This is a genomic window from Pseudotabrizicola sp. 4114 (assembly GCF_031457365.1).
GTDB lineage: Bacteria > Pseudomonadota > Alphaproteobacteria > Rhodobacterales > Rhodobacteraceae > Pseudotabrizicola.
Genome location: NZ_JAVDWP010000005.1, coordinates 208,983 through 230,050, shown reverse-complemented (window position 1 = coordinate 230,050; position 21,068 = coordinate 208,983). Strand labels below are relative to the sequence as shown.

General features: G+C 64.0%; 19 protein-coding genes. 9 read left to right on the top strand and 10 right to left on the bottom strand.

Annotation, left to right across the window (positions count from 1 at the left end; translation table 11 throughout):
* Positions 1-2 precede the first annotated feature (2 nt).
* Positions 3-452 (top strand): hypothetical protein, encoded by a 450-nt coding sequence (locus tag J2X53_RS13815; RefSeq protein ID WP_349038075.1) that lies wholly within the window; start codon positions 3-5, stop codon positions 450-452.
* Positions 449-2,635, top strand: coding sequence for a 3-hydroxyacyl-CoA dehydrogenase NAD-binding domain-containing protein (locus J2X53_RS13810; protein WP_349038074.1), 2,187 nt, complete (start codon positions 449-451; stop codon positions 2,633-2,635). Before J2X53_RS13815 ends, J2X53_RS13810 begins: the two co-directional genes overlap by 4 nt.
* On the opposite strand, the gene J2X53_RS13805 is transcribed toward J2X53_RS13810, so the two are convergent.
* The 5 genes from J2X53_RS13805 to J2X53_RS13785 all read right to left on the bottom strand — a co-directional run bounded on the left by J2X53_RS13805 (position 2,632) and on the right by J2X53_RS13785 (position 6,165).
* Complete coding sequence (locus tag J2X53_RS13805; protein ID WP_349038073.1) at positions 2,632-3,252, bottom strand: Hint domain-containing protein; 621 nt, start codon at positions 3,250-3,252, stop codon at positions 2,632-2,634. The two genes, J2X53_RS13810 and J2X53_RS13805, sit on opposite strands and share 4 nt — an antisense overlap.
* 272 nt (positions 3,253-3,524) lie before the next feature.
* A complete protein-coding gene (locus J2X53_RS13800; RefSeq protein ID WP_349038072.1) occupies positions 3,525-4,472 on the bottom strand; it encodes a D-glycerate dehydrogenase in 948 nt (315 codons plus the stop codon).
* The gene (locus J2X53_RS13795) at positions 4,472-4,816 is read right to left on the bottom strand and encodes a tRNA-binding protein (protein ID WP_349038071.1); all 345 of its coding nucleotides are present in this window, start codon (positions 4,814-4,816) and stop codon (positions 4,472-4,474) included. The genes J2X53_RS13800 and J2X53_RS13795 overlap by 1 nt, the downstream gene beginning before the upstream one ends.
* On the bottom strand, positions 4,813-5,634 hold the full coding sequence (gene proC / locus J2X53_RS13790) for a pyrroline-5-carboxylate reductase (protein WP_349038070.1): 822 nt from the start codon (positions 5,632-5,634) through the stop codon (positions 4,813-4,815). The genes J2X53_RS13795 and proC overlap by 4 nt, the downstream gene beginning before the upstream one ends.
* Before the next feature lie 27 nt (positions 5,635-5,661).
* On the bottom strand, positions 5,662-6,165 hold the full coding sequence (locus J2X53_RS13785; RefSeq protein ID WP_349038069.1) for a YbjN domain-containing protein: 504 nt from the start codon (positions 6,163-6,165) through the stop codon (positions 5,662-5,664).
* Positions 6,166-6,925: 760 nt separating this feature from the next.
* Between J2X53_RS13785 and gmd the strand changes: the two genes are divergently transcribed.
* Positions 6,926-8,047, top strand: a complete 1,122-nt coding sequence (gene gmd / locus J2X53_RS13780; protein ID WP_349038068.1) for a GDP-mannose 4,6-dehydratase — start codon at positions 6,926-6,928, stop codon at positions 8,045-8,047.
* A 116-nt stretch (positions 8,048-8,163) separates the two neighbouring features.
* Here the strand turns inward: gmd and J2X53_RS13775 are convergent, their stop codons facing one another.
* The 3 genes from J2X53_RS13775 to J2X53_RS13765 form a co-directional block, all read right to left on the bottom strand.
* Positions 8,164-9,093, bottom strand: coding sequence for a sulfotransferase (locus tag J2X53_RS13775; RefSeq protein ID WP_349038067.1), 930 nt, complete (start codon positions 9,091-9,093; stop codon positions 8,164-8,166).
* The gene (locus J2X53_RS13770; protein WP_349038066.1) at positions 9,090-12,050 is read right to left on the bottom strand and encodes a hypothetical protein; all 2,961 of its coding nucleotides are present in this window, start codon (positions 12,048-12,050) and stop codon (positions 9,090-9,092) included. The genes J2X53_RS13775 and J2X53_RS13770 overlap by 4 nt, the downstream gene beginning before the upstream one ends.
* 209 nt (positions 12,051-12,259) lie before the next feature.
* Positions 12,260-12,964 carry a GntR family transcriptional regulator gene (locus J2X53_RS13765; protein WP_349038065.1) on the bottom strand — a complete coding sequence of 235 codons (705 nt, stop codon included), beginning with the start codon at positions 12,962-12,964 and terminating at the stop codon, positions 12,260-12,262.
* 173 nt (positions 12,965-13,137) lie between these two features.
* Here J2X53_RS13765 and dctP point away from each other — a divergent pair, with 173 nt between their 5' ends.
* The 6 genes from dctP to J2X53_RS13735 all read left to right on the top strand — a co-directional run bounded on the left by dctP (position 13,138) and on the right by J2X53_RS13735 (position 19,840).
* Positions 13,138-14,154: a TRAP transporter substrate-binding protein DctP gene (gene dctP, locus J2X53_RS13760; RefSeq protein WP_349038064.1), complete on the top strand. Its 1,017-nt coding sequence runs from the start codon at positions 13,138-13,140 to the stop codon at positions 14,152-14,154.
* Positions 14,155-14,242: 88 nt separating this feature from the next.
* Positions 14,243-14,806 (top strand): TRAP transporter small permease subunit, encoded by a 564-nt coding sequence (locus tag J2X53_RS13755; RefSeq protein ID WP_349038063.1) that lies wholly within the window; start codon positions 14,243-14,245, stop codon positions 14,804-14,806.
* Positions 14,803-16,098 (top strand): TRAP transporter large permease, encoded by a 1,296-nt coding sequence (locus J2X53_RS13750; protein WP_349038062.1) that lies wholly within the window; start codon positions 14,803-14,805, stop codon positions 16,096-16,098. The genes J2X53_RS13755 and J2X53_RS13750 overlap by 4 nt, the downstream gene beginning before the upstream one ends.
* Positions 16,099-16,128: 30 nt before the next feature.
* Positions 16,129-17,061: a dihydrodipicolinate synthase family protein gene (locus tag J2X53_RS13745; protein ID WP_349038061.1), complete on the top strand. Its 933-nt coding sequence runs from the start codon at positions 16,129-16,131 to the stop codon at positions 17,059-17,061.
* Between the two features lie 105 nt (positions 17,062-17,166).
* Entirely contained in the window at positions 17,167-18,378 is a 1,212-nt protein-coding gene (locus tag J2X53_RS13740) for a multidrug effflux MFS transporter (protein WP_349038060.1), read from the top strand.
* Between the two features lie 64 nt (positions 18,379-18,442).
* Positions 18,443-19,840, top strand: coding sequence for a short-chain fatty acyl-CoA regulator family protein (locus J2X53_RS13735; protein WP_349038059.1), 1,398 nt, complete (start codon positions 18,443-18,445; stop codon positions 19,838-19,840).
* A 154-nt stretch (positions 19,841-19,994) separates the two neighbouring features.
* Here the strand turns inward: J2X53_RS13735 and J2X53_RS13730 are convergent, their stop codons facing one another.
* Positions 19,995-20,249 carry a DUF465 domain-containing protein gene (locus J2X53_RS13730; protein ID WP_349038058.1) on the bottom strand — a complete coding sequence of 85 codons (255 nt, stop codon included), beginning with the start codon at positions 20,247-20,249 and terminating at the stop codon, positions 19,995-19,997.
* A gap of 72 nt (positions 20,250-20,321) precedes the next feature.
* Entirely contained in the window at positions 20,322-20,990 is a 669-nt protein-coding gene (locus J2X53_RS13725; protein ID WP_349038057.1) for a thermonuclease family protein, read from the bottom strand.
* Positions 20,991-21,068 lie beyond the last annotated feature (78 nt).

Genomic DNA, 21,068 nt, shown 5'->3' with positions numbered 1-21,068 from the left:
CCGTGCAGGCCGCCACCATCCTTCAGACCTATCTGGATGAAATGGGAGCAGCCGTCATGGCCGAGGATTTTGCGGCCTACCGGAGCGGGGTGGTGGTGCCCTTTCATCTTGTGACCCACACAGAAAGCATTTCGATTGCGACGGAAGAAGACCTGCAAGAGGGCTTCGCCAGTTTCTGCGGAATGCTCAAATCACAACGGGTGACCGACTATATCCGCCTGGTGGACAACGCGCAGCTGCTTGCGCCTGACCTGATCACCGGTCGCTATGTCACCCATGTGATTGCGGGCGGAATGCGGGTGTTTGATCCGTTTTCGTCACAGATCTCGTTGCGCAGGACCAACGGGCGTTGGTGTGCGGCCTCGATTACCAATTCTGTTGCCAAATCACGCTGGCCGCTGCTGATGCCCAGCCCAGCCAGAACCGACCTTCGGAAAGGACCGGAAGAATGACCGATTTTACCTATGTCGTTGATGCCAATGGCGTCGCCACCCTGACCTGGGATGTGCCGGACAAGTCGATGAACGTGATGTCGCTTGCCGGCTTTGCGGAACTGAACGGCCATATTGACACCGCGCTCGCCGATCCTGCGGTCAAGGGCGTGATCATCACCTCTGGCAAAAAGGATTTTGCCGGCGGGATGGATCTGAACGTGATCGCAAAGATGCGTGATGACGGGGGCGCGACCGGGATTTTCGACGGTGTCATGGAAATGCACGCCATCCTGCGCAAGATCGAACGCGCCGGGATGGACCCCAAAACGCTCAAAGGCGGCAAACCGATTGTAGCCGCGCTGCCGGGCACCGCGCTTGGCATCGGGCTGGAAGTGCCGCTGGCCTGCCACCGCATCATCGCGGCGGATAACCCCAAGGCAAAGATCGGCCTGCCGGAAATCATGGTCGGCATCTTCCCCGGAGCAGGCGGCACCACCCGGCTGGTGCGCAAGATGGGTGCCATGATGGCCGCGCCCTATCTGCTGGAGGGCAAGCTCTCTGACCCCAAGGGCGCAAAAGCGGGCGGTCTGATTGACGAGGTGGTGGCACCCGAAGATTTGCTGACCCGCGCCAAGGACTGGGTGCTGTCGGCGAAAGAGGCGGATCTGGTCAAACCCTGGGATGCCAAGGGCTACAAGATGCCCGGTGGCGCCCCTTATCATCCGGCGGGTTTCATGACCTTTGTCGGTGCATCCGCGATGGTGCATGGCAAGACCATGGGCGTCTACCCTGCCGCCAGGGCGCTGCTGAGCGCGGTTTATGAGGGCGCGATGGTGCCGTTTGACCTGGCGCTGAAGATCGAGGCGCGGCACTTTACCTCGGTGCTGATGAACCCGTCTTCGTCTGCGATGATCCGCAGCCTGTTCATCAACAAGGAAGCGCTGGAAAAAGGCGCAAACCGGCCAGACGCCCCGGATCAGACCGTAAAAAAGGTCGGCATCATCGGCGCGGGCATGATGGGGGCGGGCATCGCCTATGTCTCGGCCAATGCGGGGATCGAGGTTGTGCTGATCGACGCGGCGCAGGATGCGGCGGATCGTGGCAAGGCCTATTCCGAAGGCATCCTCGACAAGGGCATCCAGCGCCGGAAGGTCACGGCGGAGAAAAAGGCCGAGGTGCTGGCCCGCATCACCGCCACCACCGACTATGCCACGCTGTCAGGCTGCGATCTGATCGTCGAAGCGGTGTTTGAGGATATGAAGATCAAGGCCGATGTGACCGCCAAGGTCGAGGCCGTGGTCGGGCCGGACTGCATCTTTGCCACCAACACCTCCACCCTGCCGATTTCCGATCTGGCACGCGCCAGCCAACGGCCAGAGCAGTTCATCGGCATCCACTTCTTTTCGCCGGTTGACAAGATGATGCTGGTGGAAATCATCCGCGGCAAACAGACCGGCGATGTGGCGGTGGCCAAGGCGCTCGATTTCGCCCGCCAGATCCGCAAGACCCCGATCGTGGTCAATGACGCGCGCTTCTTTTACGCCAACCGCTGTATCATCCCCTATATCAACGAAGGCATCCGCATGGTGGCCGAAGGGGTGGAACCGGCTCTGGTCGAGAATGCGGCCAAGCTCGTCGGCATGCCGCTGGGGCCATTGCAGCTGGTGGACGAAACCTCGCTTGATCTGGGCGTGAAAATCGCCAAGGCCACCAGGCTGGCCATGGGCGACGCTTATCCTGACAGCGCGGTGGATGAGGTGCTGTTCTGGATGGTCGATCAGGGCCGCATCGGCAAAAAGGCCAATGCAGGCTTTTACACCTACGACGATGCAGGCAAGCGCGGCGGCTTGTGGGACGGGCTGGCGGCGCACTATTCGGTCGCCGATGACCAGCCGGACCTGACCCAGGTGCAGCACCGCCTGCTGATGGCACAGGTGCTGGAAGCGGTGCGCGCGCTCGAAGACGGCGTGTTGACCGATATCCGCGAAGGCGATGTCGGGGCGATCCTCGGCTGGGGCTTTGCGCCATGGTCCGGCGGCCCGTTCGGCTGGCTCGACATCATCGGCGCGGCCCGCGCGGTGGAGATCTGCGACGCGCTGACCGCCAGCGAAGGCGCGCGCTTTGCCGTGCCAGACCTTTTGGGCGAGATGGCCGCCACGGGCGCCACCTTTTACGGCAAAGCCGCCCGCAAGGCGGCTTAGGCCCGCGATCCCGGTCGGTGCTGCTCTGCCATCCGCAGGGCAGCACCGGTCTCTTCCGCCATCAGGCAGACGATCAGATGCCGGGCCTGTGCCAGCGAATAGCTGGTATAGCTGCGGGCACGCCACCCGGCATCGGCCAGCGGGTCACCGCCACACGACAGCAACACCCCCCGGCTGGCATAGATCACCTGATGCTGCGCGAACTGCAGCTGAACCACCGCCGCCAGCGGCGGTGGCCTGCACCGTGCGATGCCATGCAACCCCTCCAAAGCGCGTGCCGGGATCAGCGCAAACGGGTCGCCATACAGATCTTCTGCCGCATCCGCCTCGATCAGCACCTTCTGTTCGGGCAGCAGCACCAGCTCTTCGCGATTGTCCATCGCCCAGGCTGGCACCAGCAGCGGCCAGAGGCCGGGCGGTGCCTCCTCGAAGGCCAGAACCAACGCCCGCATCACCGGCTGACTGCCCGCATCAAAGGTCATGACCTGCGCGCCAGGCATCAGATCGCCCGCCGCGCGCCAGCCGCCGGGCGTGGCAACCGGGGTCGTGGCCAAGATCCCCTCGGCCACCACCGAGGGTCCGCCCTGTTCCGCCCGTACCGGCTCCGGCCAGACCATTCCCCGCTCCTCATTCGCGCCCCTGACCCTTAGAGGACAGGGATCACGACTCCAGCCCTGCCCCAAAGACAGGGCCTGCGCATGGCAAGCCACCGGCAAAACCAAGGCAAATCCAGCGAATTTGATAAACCGGACAGATCACGCTACGCGCTCACGATTGCATAGGCACCACATCTGGCATTGCTGCTTTCAAAATACTCCCCGCGGAGCGTCCGACACCAGCCGCCGGACGCTCCGCGGGGAGTATTTGGGCAAGGTGAAAGCCGGGCCCGCTACACCGGGTTGGGCAGCGGGCGCCCCTCGGCAAAAGCAATCAGGTTGTTGACCGCCATCATCCCCATGCTCTCGCGCACCTCCAATGCGGCGGTGCCCAGATGCGGCAGCAGGGTGACATTTTCCAGGGCCATCAGCGCCGGATTGATCTGCGGCTCGAACTCGTACACATCCAGCCCGGCCCCGGCCAGACGGCCCCCGACCAGCGCCGCTGCAAGCGCGGTCTCATCCACCACATCACCCCGGCTGATGTTCACCAGAATGGCATGGGGCTGCATATGGGTCAGCGTGTCGGCGTTGATCAGGTGATGGGTGTCCTTGCCACCCGGCACGGCCAGCACCACCACATCGGCGGCCATCGCCTCGGACAGGCTGACCTGCCGCGCGGGCACGCCGACTTCGGCGACCGTAGAGCGGTTGAAGAACACCACCTCCATGCCGAAGCCCGCCTGCGCACGGCGTGCAATCGCCTTGCCGATCCGGCCCATGCCGATGATGCCGATACGCTTGCCAGACACGTGCATCCCCAGCATCTGGGTCGGGTGCCAGCCCTCCCACCGACCGGCACGCACCATCCGCTCGCCCTCACCAGCGCGGCGGGCAGTCATCAGCATCAGCGTCAGGGCAATATCGGCGGTGGCATCGGTCACCGCGCCGGGGGTGTTGGAGACCACCAGACCGGCAGCACGGGCGGCGGCCACGTCGATGTGATTGTAACCCACGCCGAAATTCGCCAGCATCCGCGCGCGCGGCTCTGGTACATCGGCAAAGACATCGGCCTGATAGCGGTCGCCCAGCGTGGGCAGGATCAGGTCAAACGCGCGCAGGCTGGCGCGCATCTCGTCGCCGGTCAAGGGCCGCGTGCTTTCCCGCTGCGTGACCTCAAACCGGGCACGCGCGGCCTCGGTCACGTCATCCGGCAAGGGTCGTGTGATCAACAGTTTCATCAGAACATCCTTCCGCCCAAGGGCACGTCTTGCGGCACGTTTTGATCGGGCGACAGCAGCACCACCTCACCCTCATCATCCGGCACGCCCAGCACCAGTACTTCGGACAAGACCTTGCCGATCTGGCGCGGCGGAAAGTTGACCACCGCCATCACCTGCCGCCCGATCAGGGTTTCGGGCGTATAATGCCGCGTCAGCTGCGCGCTGGAGCGCTTTTCGCCAATCTCGCCGCCGAAATCCACCCAGAGTTTGATTGCAGGCTTGCGCGCCTCGGGGAAGGGTTCGGCACGGGTGATCCGCCCGACGCGGATATCGACCCGTTGGAAATCGTCGTAGCTGATCATTTGCCAAGCTCCCGCCCACGATCCGCCGCCGCCTTGACCGCCCGGCGCAGCAGGGCCGGAAAGCCGGTGTCCGGCTCCATCAGCACCGACAACGCCGCCGCCGTGGTGCCGCCGGGCGAGGTCACGTTGATGCGCAACTGTTCCGCACTTTCCGGGGCGCGATGGGCCAGCTCCCCCGCCCCGGTGACGGTGGCGCGGGCGAGTTGCATGGCCAGCGCTGCAGGCAGCCCCTCGGCCTCGCCCGCCGCCGCCAGCGCCTCGATCAGGTGAAACACATAGGCCGGGCCTGAGCCGGAAACGGCGGTAACGGCATCCATCTGATGTTCGCCCTCCAGCCGCACCACCTGACCCACCGCCGACAGCAGCGCTTCGGCAAGATCCAGATCGGCGGGCGTTGTCGCGGCATTTCCGGTGATGGCGGTGATCCCGCGTCCGACGGCGGCAGGCGTGTTGGGCATGGCGCGCACGATATGCGTGCCCGCGCCGAACGCCGCCTCATAGGTGGCAATGGTCGTCCCGGCCGCCACGGTCACGATCAGCGTGTCACCGCCGCCAAGCCCGGCAATCTGCGGCAGGGCGGCCCCCATCATCTGCGGCTTGACCGCGATCAGTACCACGGCGGGCGCCTCCGGCATGCCACCGTTCAGCGTCAGGCCTTTGGCGGCAATCCCCTGCAGCCAGTCCGACGGGTGCGGTTCAATCACCCAGGTCGCCTGCGGCAACAGCCCCCGCTCCAGCCAGCCTTCCAGCATGGCCGATCCCATTTTCCCGCATCCCAGCAGCACAAGGCCCCGGCGGTTGATCCTGTCCAAGTTCATCACATTCCCCGTCTTGACGGGGCAAGGTTAGGCGCGACCGTAGGCCTCGGCAATGGCAACCTTCATCGCGTCGGCGGGGGTCTTGTCGCCCCAACCCACCAGCTGGAACGCCGGATAGAACCGCTCCGCCGCCATCACCGCGCTGGAAATCAGCCGGTCGATCTGCTCCGGCCCGGCCACCTGCCCGCCCGCCAGCACCAGCCCATAGCGCCAGACCATCAGCTTTTGCTCGGCCCAATAGGTGAACGCGCCGGTCCAGACCATATCATTGCAACGGTTGAGCACATCGAGCAGCCCCGCCAGCTTGCCCTCGGGCGGCTCCATCTCGAAGGTGCAGATCAGCCGCAGGGTTTCATCCTGCGCCGACCAGGCAAGGGTCAGCGAATAGGTGCGCCACTGCCCTTCGACCGCCATGGCGATCTGGTCATCCGTGACCCGGTCAAACTCCCACTCATGGTGTTCGGCCAGGGATTCGACGATATCGATAGGGTGCATATCGTCGTTCGACAGGAAATCTTCGGATAGTGACATTGCCCGGCCTCTTCATGATGCCTTTCGCGGGGCGTGACCCACGAAATGCTGGGTGTCTGGCAAGGCGCTGCGTATGCCCGACAACGCCCATACTAGATATGGTGTTGCAGAAGCGAAACCCTGTAAAGCGATTTCTTGGCAAATCTTCTGTGGACAACAGGTGGTGTTGTGGCTGTAGCGCGACGCCGTAGTTTGCAGAGTTTTACGTCATAACCTGCAGCAGAGCACTTTTGGTTGCACGGGGCTTAAAGGGGGGATTGAACGGCGCGTCAAGCCGATCTGTCGCGCCGCGTACTGTCAGGCGCTGGTCACCTGCGCCATCCTGCACCGCAAAGCCGATCGGGGTGCGCCGATGGGGTCCAGCGTGGCCTCTGCCGGGCCGACCCACATTTCAAGCGCGTCAGAATGCGCGGCCGGACACGCTCTGCCTGCGACAGAACGTTGAGGATGGTCCGGCCGATCCGTTCCGCCGCTTCAAGGCTGACCGTCATGATGCAAATTGTGATGCCATTTGAACTTTACACCCGCAAATGATCCGGAAAATCGCTGGTCCGTTGCGGGATCCGGGCACTGCCGCAAATTCGCGCAGCACGATCCTGCGCGTTCGACGCGCAGACGGCGGTGGCAGTTGCCGAAGACGCGGGCAGTTGCTATGGCTGCGATGGCGCATTGTGTTTCTTGCGCAGGCCCCGCCCCGTGGGTGGCCTGCGCACAGCAGAGCGGCGTGTTTGACGACGAATTGACCCATGCAGGATTTGACATGACAAAAAAGGCCTTGATCACCGGCGTAACCGGCCAGGACGGATCCTATCTCGCTGAATTTCTTCTGGAAAAGGGATATGAGGTGCACGGCATCAAGCGTCGCGCCTCGCTGTTCAACACCCAGCGGGTGGATCACATCTATCAGGATCCGCACATCGACAACGCCCGGTTCCGGCTGCATTATGGCGACCTGACCGACAGTTCGAACCTGACCCGGATACTGCAGGAAGTGCAGCCTGACGAGGTGTACAATCTGGGTGCCCAGAGCCATGTCGCCGTCAGCTTTGAGGCCCCCGAATATACCGCAGATGTTGACGGAATGGGCACTCTGCGTCTTTTGGAGGCAATCCGCTTTCTCGGGCTGGAAAAAAAGACCCGGTTTTATCAGGCCTCCACCTCAGAGCTCTACGGTCTGGTGCAGGAGATCCCGCAGCGCGAAACCACGCCCTTCCACCCCCGCTCGCCCTATGCGGTGGCCAAGATGTACGCCTACTGGATCACGGTGAACTACCGCGAAGCCTATGGCATGTATGCCTGCAACGGCATCCTGTTCAACCACGAAAGCCCGCGCCGCGGCGAGACCTTTGTGACCCGCAAGATCACCCGCGGCCTGTCCAACATTGCACAGGGGCTGGAAGAGTGTCTGTTCATGGGCAACATCGACGCCCTGCGCGACTGGGGCCATGCCAAGGACTATGTCCGGATGCAGTGGATGATGCTGCAGCAGGATGTCGCCGACGATTTCGTCATCGCGACCGGCGTGCAATATTCGGTGCGCGAGTTCATCACCTGGACGGCGGCGGAACTGGGCATCTCTCTGGAATTCACCGGGACGGGCGTCGAGGAAGTCGCCACCGTAACGCAGGTCACCGGCGACAAGGCCCCTGCGGTGAAACCCGGCGACGTGCTGATGCGGATCGACCCGCGCTACTTCCGCCCCGCCGAAGTGGAAACCCTGCTGGGTGACCCGACCAAGGCCAAGACCAAACTCGGCTGGGTGCCGGAAATCACTGCGCAGGAAATGTGCGCCGAAATGGTGGCGCATGACCTGAAAGCCGCGCAACGCCACGCGCTGCTGCGGACCCACGGCTATGACGTGCCGGTCAGCCTGGAAGGCTGACCTCAGCTACGGGCATGACGCGCGACGCGTCATGCCCAAACCGTCACGGACTGTTTGTCGCTCTGCGTGCGCCGTTGCGGTATGTGCCGCTCCCACCGAAAGGCGGCGTCCGGCACTCACCCCTCGTAGCCAAGCCTTGCGCAGAGTTTGGCGTAATTTTCGCTTTTCTGGCGCTGGTCTTCCATCTGATCCGGGATCGGCTGACGCGGACGCGCGCCGATGCGGCCGCTGCTGCGGCCACTGTCTCCCGATAGGGTGAAGGCCTGAAACAGCTCTGTAAAGCCATCGGAATAGGTCAGATCCAGCGTCGCACAGGCCTGTCGCAGATGCGCACGGGGGTCTTCCAGAAAGTCCTCGTAGCGCAGCATGTCAAACGCGTCATGCCGGTCAAGAAACAGGTGATAGCGCCGTGCGTATTCGTCGAGCGTGGCGGGAACGAAATGTTTGTCCCAACCCATTTTCACCAGCGACAAGAAAGAATCAAGCGGATGGCGCACCGTCACCAGCGAGCGCAGCGGCATGTGGTCTTGCAGCATCTCGCGCAGGGTGGGCCGGTCTGGCCGGTAGCTGCCAAAGTCGAATGCACCATGGGAATGATCGCGCAGCACCAGATCAAGCCCAAGGTTCCGGCAATCCTGACGTACCACCTCCAGCCCCGCACGAAAGATCTGCGTTTCAACCTCCGAAGACACCGGGCGCGACGCCTTGCGGGACAGGCGCACAATATCTGTCGGAACAAACATGACCTTCTCATTGATCTGGCTGAGCGGGTCCACTTCACTCAGCAGGCGTACATTGGGCAGGGCCGCCAGACAGCGGCTGATCAGGGTGCCGCCCGTGCAGGCCAGATGGTGAACCAGTCGCACCGGCGGCGGGCCACGTCTTGCGGTGTCTTCGGTCATCTGACGGCACCGCTCCAGCAGACTGGGCAAAGCCTGTGCCGGGAGATCCCGCTTTGGCCGGTCGGCCAAGCGCGCATTCAGCAGCGTCAGCGTCGAGCGGATGGTGTCGTGCAGCTCCTGCCTGCGGGGGTCCGGCCTGCTCATTTGGCGCGCTTCTTTGACTTGCGGCCGGGCTCGCGGGCCGGGGCTTTGCTGACGGCGGCCTGTGCCACCGGGAGCAGACTGCCCGGCGCCTCGCGTTCCAGATCCTGCAGGTAATAGGCGGCCTCGGTCAGCCGGCTGGTCAGATCCTGCAAAAGCTGGTCCTGTTCCTCTTTGTCCGATTGCAGCCGGGTGTAGCGCGACCGCAGATCCGCCAGATCGGCATCGCGCAAGGCCAGCATGCGCAGCGACAGCGTGGTTTCCTGCTGATGCACCGCCTTCATCTCGGCTTCGCGCTCTGCCAGAGACGTTTTCAGGGAATCGATCTGCTGTGCGTGGGTCGCGGCGGAAATGCTGGCTGCCAGTTGGGTTTCCAGCGTGGTGATCCGCTTCGCCTGTTGCGCGGCCTCTTCGCTGTGCTTTGACAGCGCGGCGTCGCGCGTTGCAAGGTCCGCCTTCAGCGTGGCGATATGCGTCTCATGCTCCTCAGCTGCACTTGCGCCTTTGGCCGCAGCCGCCTGCTGCTCAGCCAGATCCGCCTCCAGTGTGGTGATGCGCTTGGCCTGGGTCTCTGCCGCCGCTGCCGTTTGGGCGCGCAAGGTGCTCAGGTTTGCGTCACGATCTGCCAGAGACTTTTTCAGCGCCTCGACATGCTCATTGTGGCGGGCACGCGGAAGGCTTGCCTCCAGTTCGGCTTTCAACGCGGCGATCCGGGCAGTCTGCTGCCCTGCCGCGTCAACGCTTTTGGCCAAGGCTTCGTCGCGTGCCGCAAGATCTGCCTTCAGTCTGGTGATCTGCGCCGCCCGGTCTTCGGCCGTACTTTTGCTGGTCGTCAATGCCGCCTGCTGCTCAGCCAGTTCTGCTTCCAGCGTGGCGATATGCGCGACCAGCTCCTCAGTTGCACTTGCACCTTTGGCCACAGCCGCCTGCTGCTCAGCCAGTTCCGCTTCCAGCGTGGCGATGCGCGTGGACTGACTTTTCGCCGCTGCTGCCGTTTCGGCCCGCAAGGTGCTCAGGTTTGCGTCGCGCTCTGCCAGAGACTTATTCAACGCCTCCACTTGCTCGTTATGGCGGGCACGAGGCAGGCTCGCCTCCAGTTCGGCCTTCAGCGCCGCAATCCGCCTGGCCTGCTGCTCTGCCGCACTCGCGCCCGCAGCAAGTGCTGCGTCCCGCGCGGCCAGATCCGCCTCCAACGCGGCAACACGCGCCGCCTGCTGTTCCGCCGCCGCCGCCGTTTCCGCGCGCAGGTTGTCCAGTTCTGCCGCAAGCGCTTTCGCCTGTCCGGCCTGCTGCTCTGCCGCGTTCGCGCCCGCACTAAGTGCTGCGTCCCGCGCGGCCAGATCCGCCTCCAACGTGGCAATACGCGCCGCCTGCTGTTCCGCCGCCGCTGCCGTTTCCGCGCGCAGGTTGTCCAGTTCTGCCGCAAGCGCTTGCGCATGTCCGGCCTGCTGCTCTGCCGCACTCGCGCCCGCACTAAGTGCTGCGTCCCGCGCGGCCAGATCCGCCTCCAACGTGGCGACACGCGCCGCCTGCTGTTCCGCCGCCGCCGCCATTTCTGCGCGCAGGTTGTCCAGTTCTGCCGTCAGCGCCTCCGCACGTCCGGCCTGCTCCTCTGCCGCACTTGCGCCCGCAGCAAGTGCTGCTTCACGCGCGGCCAGATCCGCCTCCAACGCGGCGACACGCGCCGCCTGCTGTTCCGCCGCCGCCGCCGTTTCCGCGCGCAGGCTGTCCAGTTCTGCCGCAAGCCCCTGCGCATGTCCGGCCAGCTGCTCTGCCGCACTCGCGCCCGCAGCAAGTGCTGCTTCACGCGCGGCCAGATCCGCCTCCAACGCGGCGACACGCGCCGCCTGCTGTTCCGCCGCCGCTGCCGTTTCCGCGCGCAGGCTTTCCAGTTCGTCCTGAAGGGCTACGGCGCGGGTGGCCAGTTGCTCTGTCGCACTTACCCCCGAGGTCAGGGCCAGATCACGCGCGGCCAGATCGCCCTCCAACGCGGCGATGCGCGCGGATTGCTGGACAGCCGCAGCCGCCATGGTCGTGCGCACCTCTTCCAGTTCGGCCCCGAGTTCCTTGATGCGTTTTCCCCGCCACTCGACCTTGGCGTCAATTTCCTTGCGGCTTGCAGCATTCTCGGCAATCTGCGCCTCCAGCTTTTTGCTGTAGTCACCCTGAGCCTTTGCGCTGGCAGTCATCTCGGCCAGCGTGGTCCGAACCTGATCCAGCAGGCTGGTCTTCAACGTGACTTCGGCTTCAAGATCGCCAAGTTTCCGCTGCAACGCCGCGGTCTGGCCTTCCGCGGCCTGCAAGCGGGCCAGAGCTTCCTTTTGCGCAAAAGCGGCACGATCAAAGGTGAACAGGCTGGCCACGAAGTCGGGGTCATCGCTGGTCAGGGGCGTATGGGCATATCCTTGCGCGATCAGGTCACGGCTCAGCTCGGCTGCCGCCGGTCCACCCTGATACAGCGCTTCGGTTCCGCATTGCAGAATGATCCGCGAAAAACGCCGCAAGCTGTCAGGGTCAGCCAGCCCTTTCAGCACGATGTCCTCGGCACCCGGAGCGTCGATCACCAAAAGATCGCCATCCGCATCCGGGGGCGGCAGCTGCGCCAGCAGATCGCTCATGGCGAGGGCGGGCACCATGGGCCGCTCGGTCACCCGCAGCCCGGGAAACAGGTTCAGGACATCTCCCGGTTCGCGAATGCTGGAAAGCTCGGTAAAATTGAAGATATTCAGCGGCACCGTCCCGCTGCTGTCGGCAACAGCCGAGGCAATGACAGTCAGTCGCGGTTCGGACTCTGCGCGCCGGGTCAGGCTGTCTGCCAGCTGAGCATTCGGCTCGACAAGGAAAATCTGCTTGGCACGCGTTGCCAGCCAACTGTCAAGCTGAGCGCCCTGGCCTGCGCCGACATGCAGGATGACCCCGTTGATCTCTGCCTTATTCAGACGCTCCGCCAAGTCCGTCATCACATCATTCATCAATGACCCACACTCAAATCAGTCTCAGTTCCCGCCAGCTTACGATGGTGCAGAGCGCGTTGAAAAGCCAAATGAGGCCCATATCGTGTCGACCATGCAAAAGAGCCGCACTCTGCTGACCCGCCGGCAGGTGCTGTGTCAGGGAAGTACCCGGCCAGACCGGCTGCCAGATATGACAACCGGCGGCCACCTCCCTGTCAGGTCGGAACGGTGCCCCCAAGCGCAAGGGTCAGCGACTGGTTGATATGGCGGGACAGTGCCTGTGTCGTGGCATCGCAGCGGCCTTGCAAAAGAGGCGTCAGAAAATCGAGGTGCTCCGAGATAACCCGCGTCGCATTCTGCCGGGTGACACGGACGCGCGACTGCGCCGCCATGCGGATCTTGATCGCGGTCACACGGTACACATTGGAAATCAGCTTGTTTTCCATCGCTTCAACCATCTGGCTGTGCATCTGCCAGTCAAACAGCTGAAAATCGCGTAAAAATCCGCTCAGGTCGTCGGTGTCGCCCTCCGCCAGCCGGGCACGGGCGGCCAGATGCCAGTCGATCCAGCCCTGAACCACTGATTTTTCCAGCCGCTCACACAGATCCGGCACCGTGCCAAGCTCGATCAGGCGGCGCATCTGATAGGCCTCGCGCACAAACACCACGTCAAGGCTTGGCACCATCAGCCCGCGCTGCGGCACCGTCTGCAACAGACCCTCGGCCTCGAATCGCGGAATCGCTTCTCGGACCGACCCCAGCGTCACGCCGGTCATTTCCACCAGCGCGCGCTGTGAAATGATCTGGCCGGGGCGCAGCCTGCCCCAGTTCAGCAGATCTTCGATCCGGTCATAGGCGATCTGGCGCAGCGAAGTTTCCCCGCCCGCTGCGGTCCATGTCGGGCTTGGCGTTTGCGTCATTGTCGGTTCTGGCATTCTGGTGTCCGATACCCGTTGCTAACATCAGACTAACATGTTAGTCGGAGGATAGTAAGCGCAAACCTGTCAGACATCCGATGGCTGCATCAAGAACAGCCAGGAACCGCCGCTGACAGACCGACGCTCGCACACTGACTCTGGGAGGAGATAGACAGATGACAAAACTGATGACACGCCGGGTCTTTCTGGCGACGACCGGCGCATTGGCGCTGTTTGCGGCCAGCCTGGCGCCGCAGCACTTGATGGCACAGGACAAGCCGGTGATCCGCATGTCCACCCCGGCCTCTGACACCGATCAGCGCTCGGTGGCGCTGGCCACGGTCTTTGGCCCGGCCATTGCCGACTTTGCGAGCTATCAGCCGCATTACAACAGCTCGCTGATCGCCCAAGGGTCAGAGCTGGAGGCGATTGCCTCGGGCGATCTGGAAATGTCGATCACCTCGGCGCAAGAGCTTGCAAACTTCTTTCCCGAATTCTCGATCTTTGCCACCGGCTATGTCCACCAAAGCGCCGCGCATCAGGTCAAGGTCTTCAACGACCCGCTGATGGACCCGTTCAAGCAAAAGGTCGAGGATGAGCTGGGCATCAAGCTGCTGGCGGTGATGTATCTGGGTAAACGCCACGTGAACCTGCGCTTTCCGCGCTCGGAGCGCGATGTGATGACCCCGGCCGATCTGGCCGGCGTCAACCTGCGGATGCCGGGCAGCGATGCCTGGATGTTCCTGGGCAAGGCGATCGGGGCCAACCCGACCCCTGTGGCCTTTACCGAGATTTACACCGCCCTGCAGACCGGGGCCGTTGACGGGCAGGACAACCCGCTGCCAACCGTGGTGGATGCCAAGTTCTACGAGGTGACAAAACAGGTCAGCCTGACCGCGCACCTTGTCGATCTGAACTACATCGCCCTGTCAAAAACCGTCTGGGACGGCCTGACTGCCGAGCAGCAGGCCGCTGTGCAGAAAGCCGCCGATGACACGGCAGAAACCGCCCGTCAGGGCCAGCTGGCGAAAGAGGAAGAGCTTGTCGCCTTTCTGACGGAACAAGGGCTTGACGTGTATGAACCCGATCTGGCCGCATTCCGCAGCCATGTGCAGGCACAATACGTCGGGTCGGAGTTTGCCAAAGCCTGGCCCGAAGGCGTGCTGGACCAGATCAACGCTCTGGGCGACTGATCCGCACTGACATCCGGGCCGGGGGCGATCCCCGGCCCGTTTTTCCCACATCACCGCGCCCTTGGTGCGGCTTGCCGGAGGTGTAGGCGTGTCCCGCATCCAGACCCTGTTCCGCACCCTGACCGAGGCGGTCGCGGCGGCCCTGATGGCGGCCATGTTCGGCACATTCATCCTTCAGGTTCTGATCCGCTACACCGCGCGGATCGAATGGGTCGCGGTCAACCTGCCCTGGCTGCAACCGATCAACTTCAGCTGGACATTGGAATTCTGCCTGGCGGTCTGGGTCTGGCTGATCTTCTGGGGCAATGCTTTTGTCGTGCGCAATCAGGATCATGTCACCTTTGACATCCTGTATCTGGCCGTCCCGCCCCGTGTGCGCCGTGGCTTTGCGATTGTGACCGGGCTGGTGATTGCCATCGGGCTTCTGGCCTCGATCCCGCCGACCTGGGACCGCTTCATGGTGCTGCGGCTGAAAAAGACCGCCACGCTGGGCGATCTGTTCGGCGACTGGATCAGGATGCGTGACATCTACATGATCTACATCGTCTTTCTGTTCGCCGTCGCTGCCCGCTATCTGTGGATGGTCTGGCACGCCTTTCGCTATGGGGTCGAAGAGCCCGTGTTGCCAACCGAGAAGCGGCCAAACCCATGAGCTTTGAATTTCTTCTGTGCCTCGTCAGCCTGCTGGGTCTTGCCGCCATCGGCACACCCATCGCCTATGCGATCATGATCGCCTCGCTGATCTATCTGGCGGCGGCGGGGCAAAGCATCGGGGTCAGCGGCAAGATCCTGATGGATGGCATGTACAACGGCTTCATCCTGCTGGCGGTGCCGCTGTTCATCGTGGCGGCCAACATCATGAACGCGGGCACGGTTTCGGACCGGCTGCTGCAATTCTGCATTGCGATGGTCGGGCGGTTCCGGGGCGGTCTGGGCCATGTCAACGTGCTGGCCTCGCTGGTGTTTTCGGGCATGTCCGGCTCGGCTGTCGCCGATGCCGCCGGGATCGGCAAGCTGATCATCGAGATGATGGTGAAATCGGGCCACTATACCCGCGGCTATGCGGCGGCGATCACCGCCGCCTCGGCGACAATCGGGCCGATCATTCCGCCGTCGATTCCGATGGTGCTCTATGCGCTGGTGTCGAACACCTCGATCGGGTTCCTGTTTCTGGCGGGCATCGTGCCGGGCCTGCTGATGGGCGCGGTGCTGATGGTGATGAACGCGCTGATCTCGCACAAGCGCGGCTTTGCCAAGGATGCGCCGGTGCCGCTGCGCGATCTGCCGCGCGTGACGCTGAACGCGGGGCCTGCGCTCTTGATGCCGGCGATCCTGCTCTATGGCATCTACGGCGGTGTCACCACGCCCACCGAAGCGGCAGCGGTCGCGGCGTTTTATGCGCTGATGCTGGCGGCGGTGTTCTACCGCTCGCTGTCCCTGCGCAGCTTTTACGACATTCTGGTCGCCTCGGCCCGGTCGTCGGCGGCGGTGGGTCTGGTGATCGGCGGCGCGCTGATCCTGAACTATGTGGTCGCGTCCGAGAATATTCCGGGCGTCGTGGCGCAGGCTCTGGTCGGCCTCGATATTCACCCGCTGGTCTTCCTTTTGTGCATCAACCTGCTGCTGTTGCTGCTGGGCTGTTTTCTGGATGCCACCACCATCATTCTGGTCATCATTCCGCTGTTCATTCCCAGCTGCCGGGAACTCGGGATCGATCTGGTGCATTTCGGGGTAGTTGCCGTCATCAACTGCATGATCGGGCTGATCACCCCGCCCTATGGCATTTTGCTGTTCGTGATCAACGCCGTCACCCGCATCCCGCTGGCCGAGATCATCAACGAGATCTGGCTGTTCCTTGGCGTGCTGGTGGCCGCCCTGCTGGCGCTGATCCTGTTTCCCGACATCACCCTGATGCTGCCCCGCGCCTTTGGCTACGAGGGCTGACCCATCTTAACGCTTCAAGGACCAATCCCCATGCCGCATGCCATGCAAGGTATCTTTCCTGTCGTCATCACGCCGTTTCAGGCCGACAACACCATCGACTGGGACGGATACGCCCGCCTGATCGACTGGTACATCGACAACGGCTCGCACGGGTTGTTCGCGGTGTGCCAGTCGTCGGAAATGCTGTTCCTGTCGCTAAAGGAGCGGGTCGCGCTGGCGCAATTCACCGTCAAACAGGTGGCGGGCCGGGTGCCGGTGGTGGCCTCGGGCCATATCTCGGACAGCATGGCCGATCAAAAGGCCGAGTTGCGCGCGGTGGCCGACACCGGGGTGGATGCGGTGGTGCTCGTCACCAACCGGCTGGCGGCGGCGGATGAGGACAGCACCCAGTTCCGCGCCCGGATGGACGATCTGCTCAGCGCCCTGCCGTCTGATCTGTCGCTGGGCCTGTACGAATGCCCTGCCCCCTATCGTCGCCTGCTGACCGATGACGAGGTCAGCTGGTGCGCGCAAAGCGGTCGCTTTGCCTTTCTCAAGGATGTGACCTGCGATCTGGATCATCTGAAGCGCCGTCTTGCGCTGGTCAAGGGCACGCCGCTGGCGATCAACAACGCCAACGCTGCGATTGCCTGGCCTGCGATACAGGCCGGTGGGCACGGATTTTCCGGCGTGATGAACAACTTCCACCCCGATCTCTATCGCTGGCTGATGGACCACGGCCGCACGCACCCGGACCTTGCGGCAGAGCTGGATACGTTCATGGTGCTTGCGGCGATGTCCGAGGGCATGGGCTACCCCAAGCTTGCCAAGCATTATCACCGCCGGATCGGCACCTTTGACAGCGTTCACAGCCGGACCATCCCCTATGACATCGCCGAAAAGCACTGGGCAGTAGAGGTGGTGCTGGATCACATCGTCGAAGACGCCGCACGGTTCCGCGACCGTATCCGCGCGCTCAGCTGAGCGCGGCGCCCTGAAAGGCAACCCCTCGGCGAAACAGCACCTGCGCACAGATGCCCCTGCGCCAACGGCGTGGACAGAGGGCGCACACCGGCATAGCAAGGCGGAATGGCTGACAGCATCTTCCTTGACCGCCGGACCCCGCCGCATATTGCGACGCTGATCCTGATTGCCGGGCTTTCGGCCCTGACCATGAACATCTTCCTGCCGTCGCTGCCGGGAATGGCGGCATGGTTCGGGGTGCCCTACAGCCTGATGCAGCTGTCGGTGGCGCTGTATCTGGCGCTGTCGGCGGTGTTGCAGATCGCCATCGGCCCGATTTCCGACCGCTATGGCCGCCGCAAGGTGCTGCTGTGGTCGCTGGTGCTGTTCCTGATTGCCACCGTGGGCACGCTGCTCGCGCCCAATGCGACCATGTTTCTGGTGTTCCGGATGGCACAGGCGGTGATCGCGGCGGGTATGGTCCTGTCCCGCGCCGTGGTGCGCGACATGGTGCCCGATGCGCAGGCCGCCAGCATGATCGGTTATGTCACCATGGGCATGAGCATTGTGCCGATGATCGGCCCGGTGCTCGGCGGCGTGCTGGAAGAGCTGGTCGGCTGGCAGGCAAACTTTGGTTTGCTGCTGGTGCTGGGCCTGTTCACCCTGTGGCTGACCTGGGCCGATCTGGGCGAAACCGCGACCCTGCGCCCGGTGACATTGGGCGCGCAGATGCGGCAATATCCGCAGCTGCTGCGCTCGCAGCGGTTCTGGGGCTATGCGCTGTGCGCAGGTTTCGCCTCGGGCTCGTTCTTTGCCTATCTCGGCGGCGCGCCCTATGTCGGGACCGAGGTGTTCAACCTCTCGGCCTCGGGCGTAGGGGCGCTGTTTGCGCTGACCGCCATCGGCTATGCTGCGGGCAATTTTGTTGCAGGCCGGTTTTCGGTGCGGATCGGGATGAACCGGATGGTCTATATCGGCGCGCTGATCACGCTGGGCGGGCTGGCCACGCTGGCGGCGGTCACGCTGGCGGGCGTGCATTCTCCCTTCGTGTTCTTTGGCTTCACCACCTTTGTCGGCATTGGCAATGGCATGACCCTGCCCAATGCCAATGCCGGGCTGTTGTCGATCAAGCCCGAACTGGCGGGCACCGCCTCGGGTCTGGGCGGGGCGATCATGATCGGCGGCGGGGCGGCACTGGCGGCCTTCGCCGGGGTGCTGCTGGGGCCGGGCGCAACCGAAACGCCGCTGGTTCTGCTGATGCTGGCCTCGTCGGTCGGTTCGCTGCTGTCGATCCTCTGGGTGATGCGGCGGGCGCGAGCACTGGGCCTGTCGGCGTGACAGCGTGACCGCTTGACGGCGGCTTTGCAAAGGCCAAGATGGCTTTGCAAAACCGGGGGACAGCATGGCCACTCAAAAGCTCTACGCGGGCGCCAAACTGCGCGAGATGCGCGGGCGTCTGGGGCTGACGCAAAAGCTGTTTGCCGACAAATTGTCGGTATCTTTGCCATACCTGAACCAGATGGAAAACAACCACAGGCCAGTCTCGGCCGGCGTGGTTCTGGCCTTGGCGCAAGAGTTCGGGCTGGATGTCACCGAACTGACGGTCGGCGAAAGCGAACGGCTGGTCAGCGACATGAAAGAGGCGCTTGCCGACCCGGTCTTCGGCGCGGCCAGCCCGCCCCTTGCCGATCTGCGGCTGGCCGCCTCCAACGCCCCGGCACTGGCCCGCGCCTTTCTGGATCTGCACCGCGCCTATCGCCAGACCCATGAGCGTCTGGCATCGCTGGACGAGGCGCTGGGGCGTGAAGATGCTGCATTGCGGCCCTCTCCGTGGGAAGAAGTCCGCGATTTCTTTCACTATTGCGACAATTACCTCGATGCGGTCGACCGCGCCGCCGAGCACTTCGTCACCGGCCCCCAAGGCCGCCGCGATGTGATTCAGGTCGCGCGTGAGGCGCTGGAGCGGCGCGGCATCAGCCTGCATTTCAGCGACACCGGCGCGATGCGGCGCTATGATCCGGTGGCAAAGCGGCTCGATGTCTCGGCCAGCATCTCGGAACCGACCCAGCGGTTTCAGCTGCTGCATCAGGTCGCCCTGATCACCCAGAACGACCTCTTGGACGCCACCCTGGACCTCGCCCGCTTTCACACCCCCGAAGCCCGCGAGATCGCCAAAATCGGCCTCGCCAATTACTTCGCCGGGGCCGCGCTGCTGCCCTACCGCGCCTTTCTGGAGGCAGCGGGCAGCACGCGGCACGATCTGGAACGGCTGGCAGATCTGTTCGGCGCAAGCATCGAACAGGTCGCGCACCGGCTGTCGACCCTGCAAAGGCCGGGGGCCAAGGGCATCCCGTTCTTTTTCGTGCGGGTCGATCAGGCCGGGACCATCACCAAACGCCACTCCGCGACCCGGCTGCAATTCGCCCGCTTTGGCGGGGCCTGCCCGCTGTGGAACGTGCATCAGGCGTTCGAGACCCCGGGCCGCTTCCTGCGCCAACTGGCCGAAACCCCCGATGGCGTGCGCTATCTGTGCCTGTCACGAGATGTGTCCAAACCCGGCGGCTCGTTCCACGCCCCCACCCGGCGCTATGCCATCGGGCTGGGCTGCGAGGTGCAACACGCCGGCGCGCTGGTCTATTCCGACGGGCTCGACCTCAAGGGCCGGTTCGAGCCGATCGGGATCTCGTGCCGGATCTGCGAGCGCGTCGATTGCCACCAGCGCTCGGTTCCGCCGCTGGAACGACGGCTGCGGGTCAACCCGGACCGCCGCGATGTGCTGCCCTATGAGATCCTTGCCTGATCAGAGCGGATCGCCCGGGGCTGGCCTGCGCGCTCCGCGCGGGAGTATTTGCCAAGCAGCAATGCAAAGCACCTGGCCTGTGGCTTGCTGCTTGCCAAATACTCCGGGGGGAGCCGAAGGCGGGGGGCAGCGCCCCCCACTGCCAACCCCAGCCTCAGCCGGGACTGTCGGAGCCCTGCGCGAGGTGATGGGCAATATGATCCTTCAGGTGAAAGCGTTGACGGCGCAACGCCGCTTCGGCCTCTTCCGACAGCGCATCAATGCGGGTTTCCGCCCGGTGCACCGCGCGGTTGATCTCGGTGTAATGCACCAGAAGGTTGGCGAAATGCGGATCGGACAGTTTCAGCGCGTGGATCTTGTCGGACTGACCGGGGAATTCCTCTGCCAGTTCATGCGGGGTGTTGGACATCTGCGCCTCCTGCTGCTTGCGTCACGCACAGGATAGCGCTTCGGTGGGGCGGGCACCTTGACCCGGATCAAGTCACCGCCGCGCCGCGCGGAAACCGGCGGCTTTCGCGGCCTTTTCGCTGCAGAACCAGGCCTCGCCTTTGGCAAGGTCGATGCGGGTCGCTGCATAGTCACGCTGGCCGGGGCGATGGTAAATGCGGCCCGATGCGCCGATGTTGCCCTTGATGTCACAGCCTGCGGGTGCGGTCTGGGCCATAGCGGCCACAGGGGCCGCGCGGCGGCGGTGCACTTCGGGGGTCGTCATGCGCCCGGCCCAGAGGCCATGGCCTGCCGCTTTGGCGACGGCCTCGTCGCCGGTGTAGCGGTCGGAATAGCGGGCATAGGCCTGCGCCGCCCCGGCCTGCACCTGCGCGCGGGACAGATCCACCCCGCCCGCCTTGCAGGTGGCGACCATGCGGCCATAGCGGTCGGTGTCTTCGCGCGCGCAGGTCACCGGGCCATTGGCGACGGCGCGGCCCAGCATGGTCGCGGACCACGCGCCACAGTCCCAGCTTTGCCCGGCGCGGTCACAGCTCTGGCCGCGCTCGGGCGCGTCGATGCCGAACAGGCGCACGCGCTGGCCCTGCCAGTCCAGCGTGTCGCCGTCGATGACCCGCACCGCCCCCTCGCGGGTGAGGGCAAAGGCGACGGGCGCGGCAAGCGACAGGGCGGCCAGAACGAGAAGGGAACGAAAAGTTAACATGCCCCCGAAATCGGAGATTATGCCCGGGCGCGCAAGGCAAAAGTTAACGAAAGGTTAACGTGAATTAAGGCTGTTGCC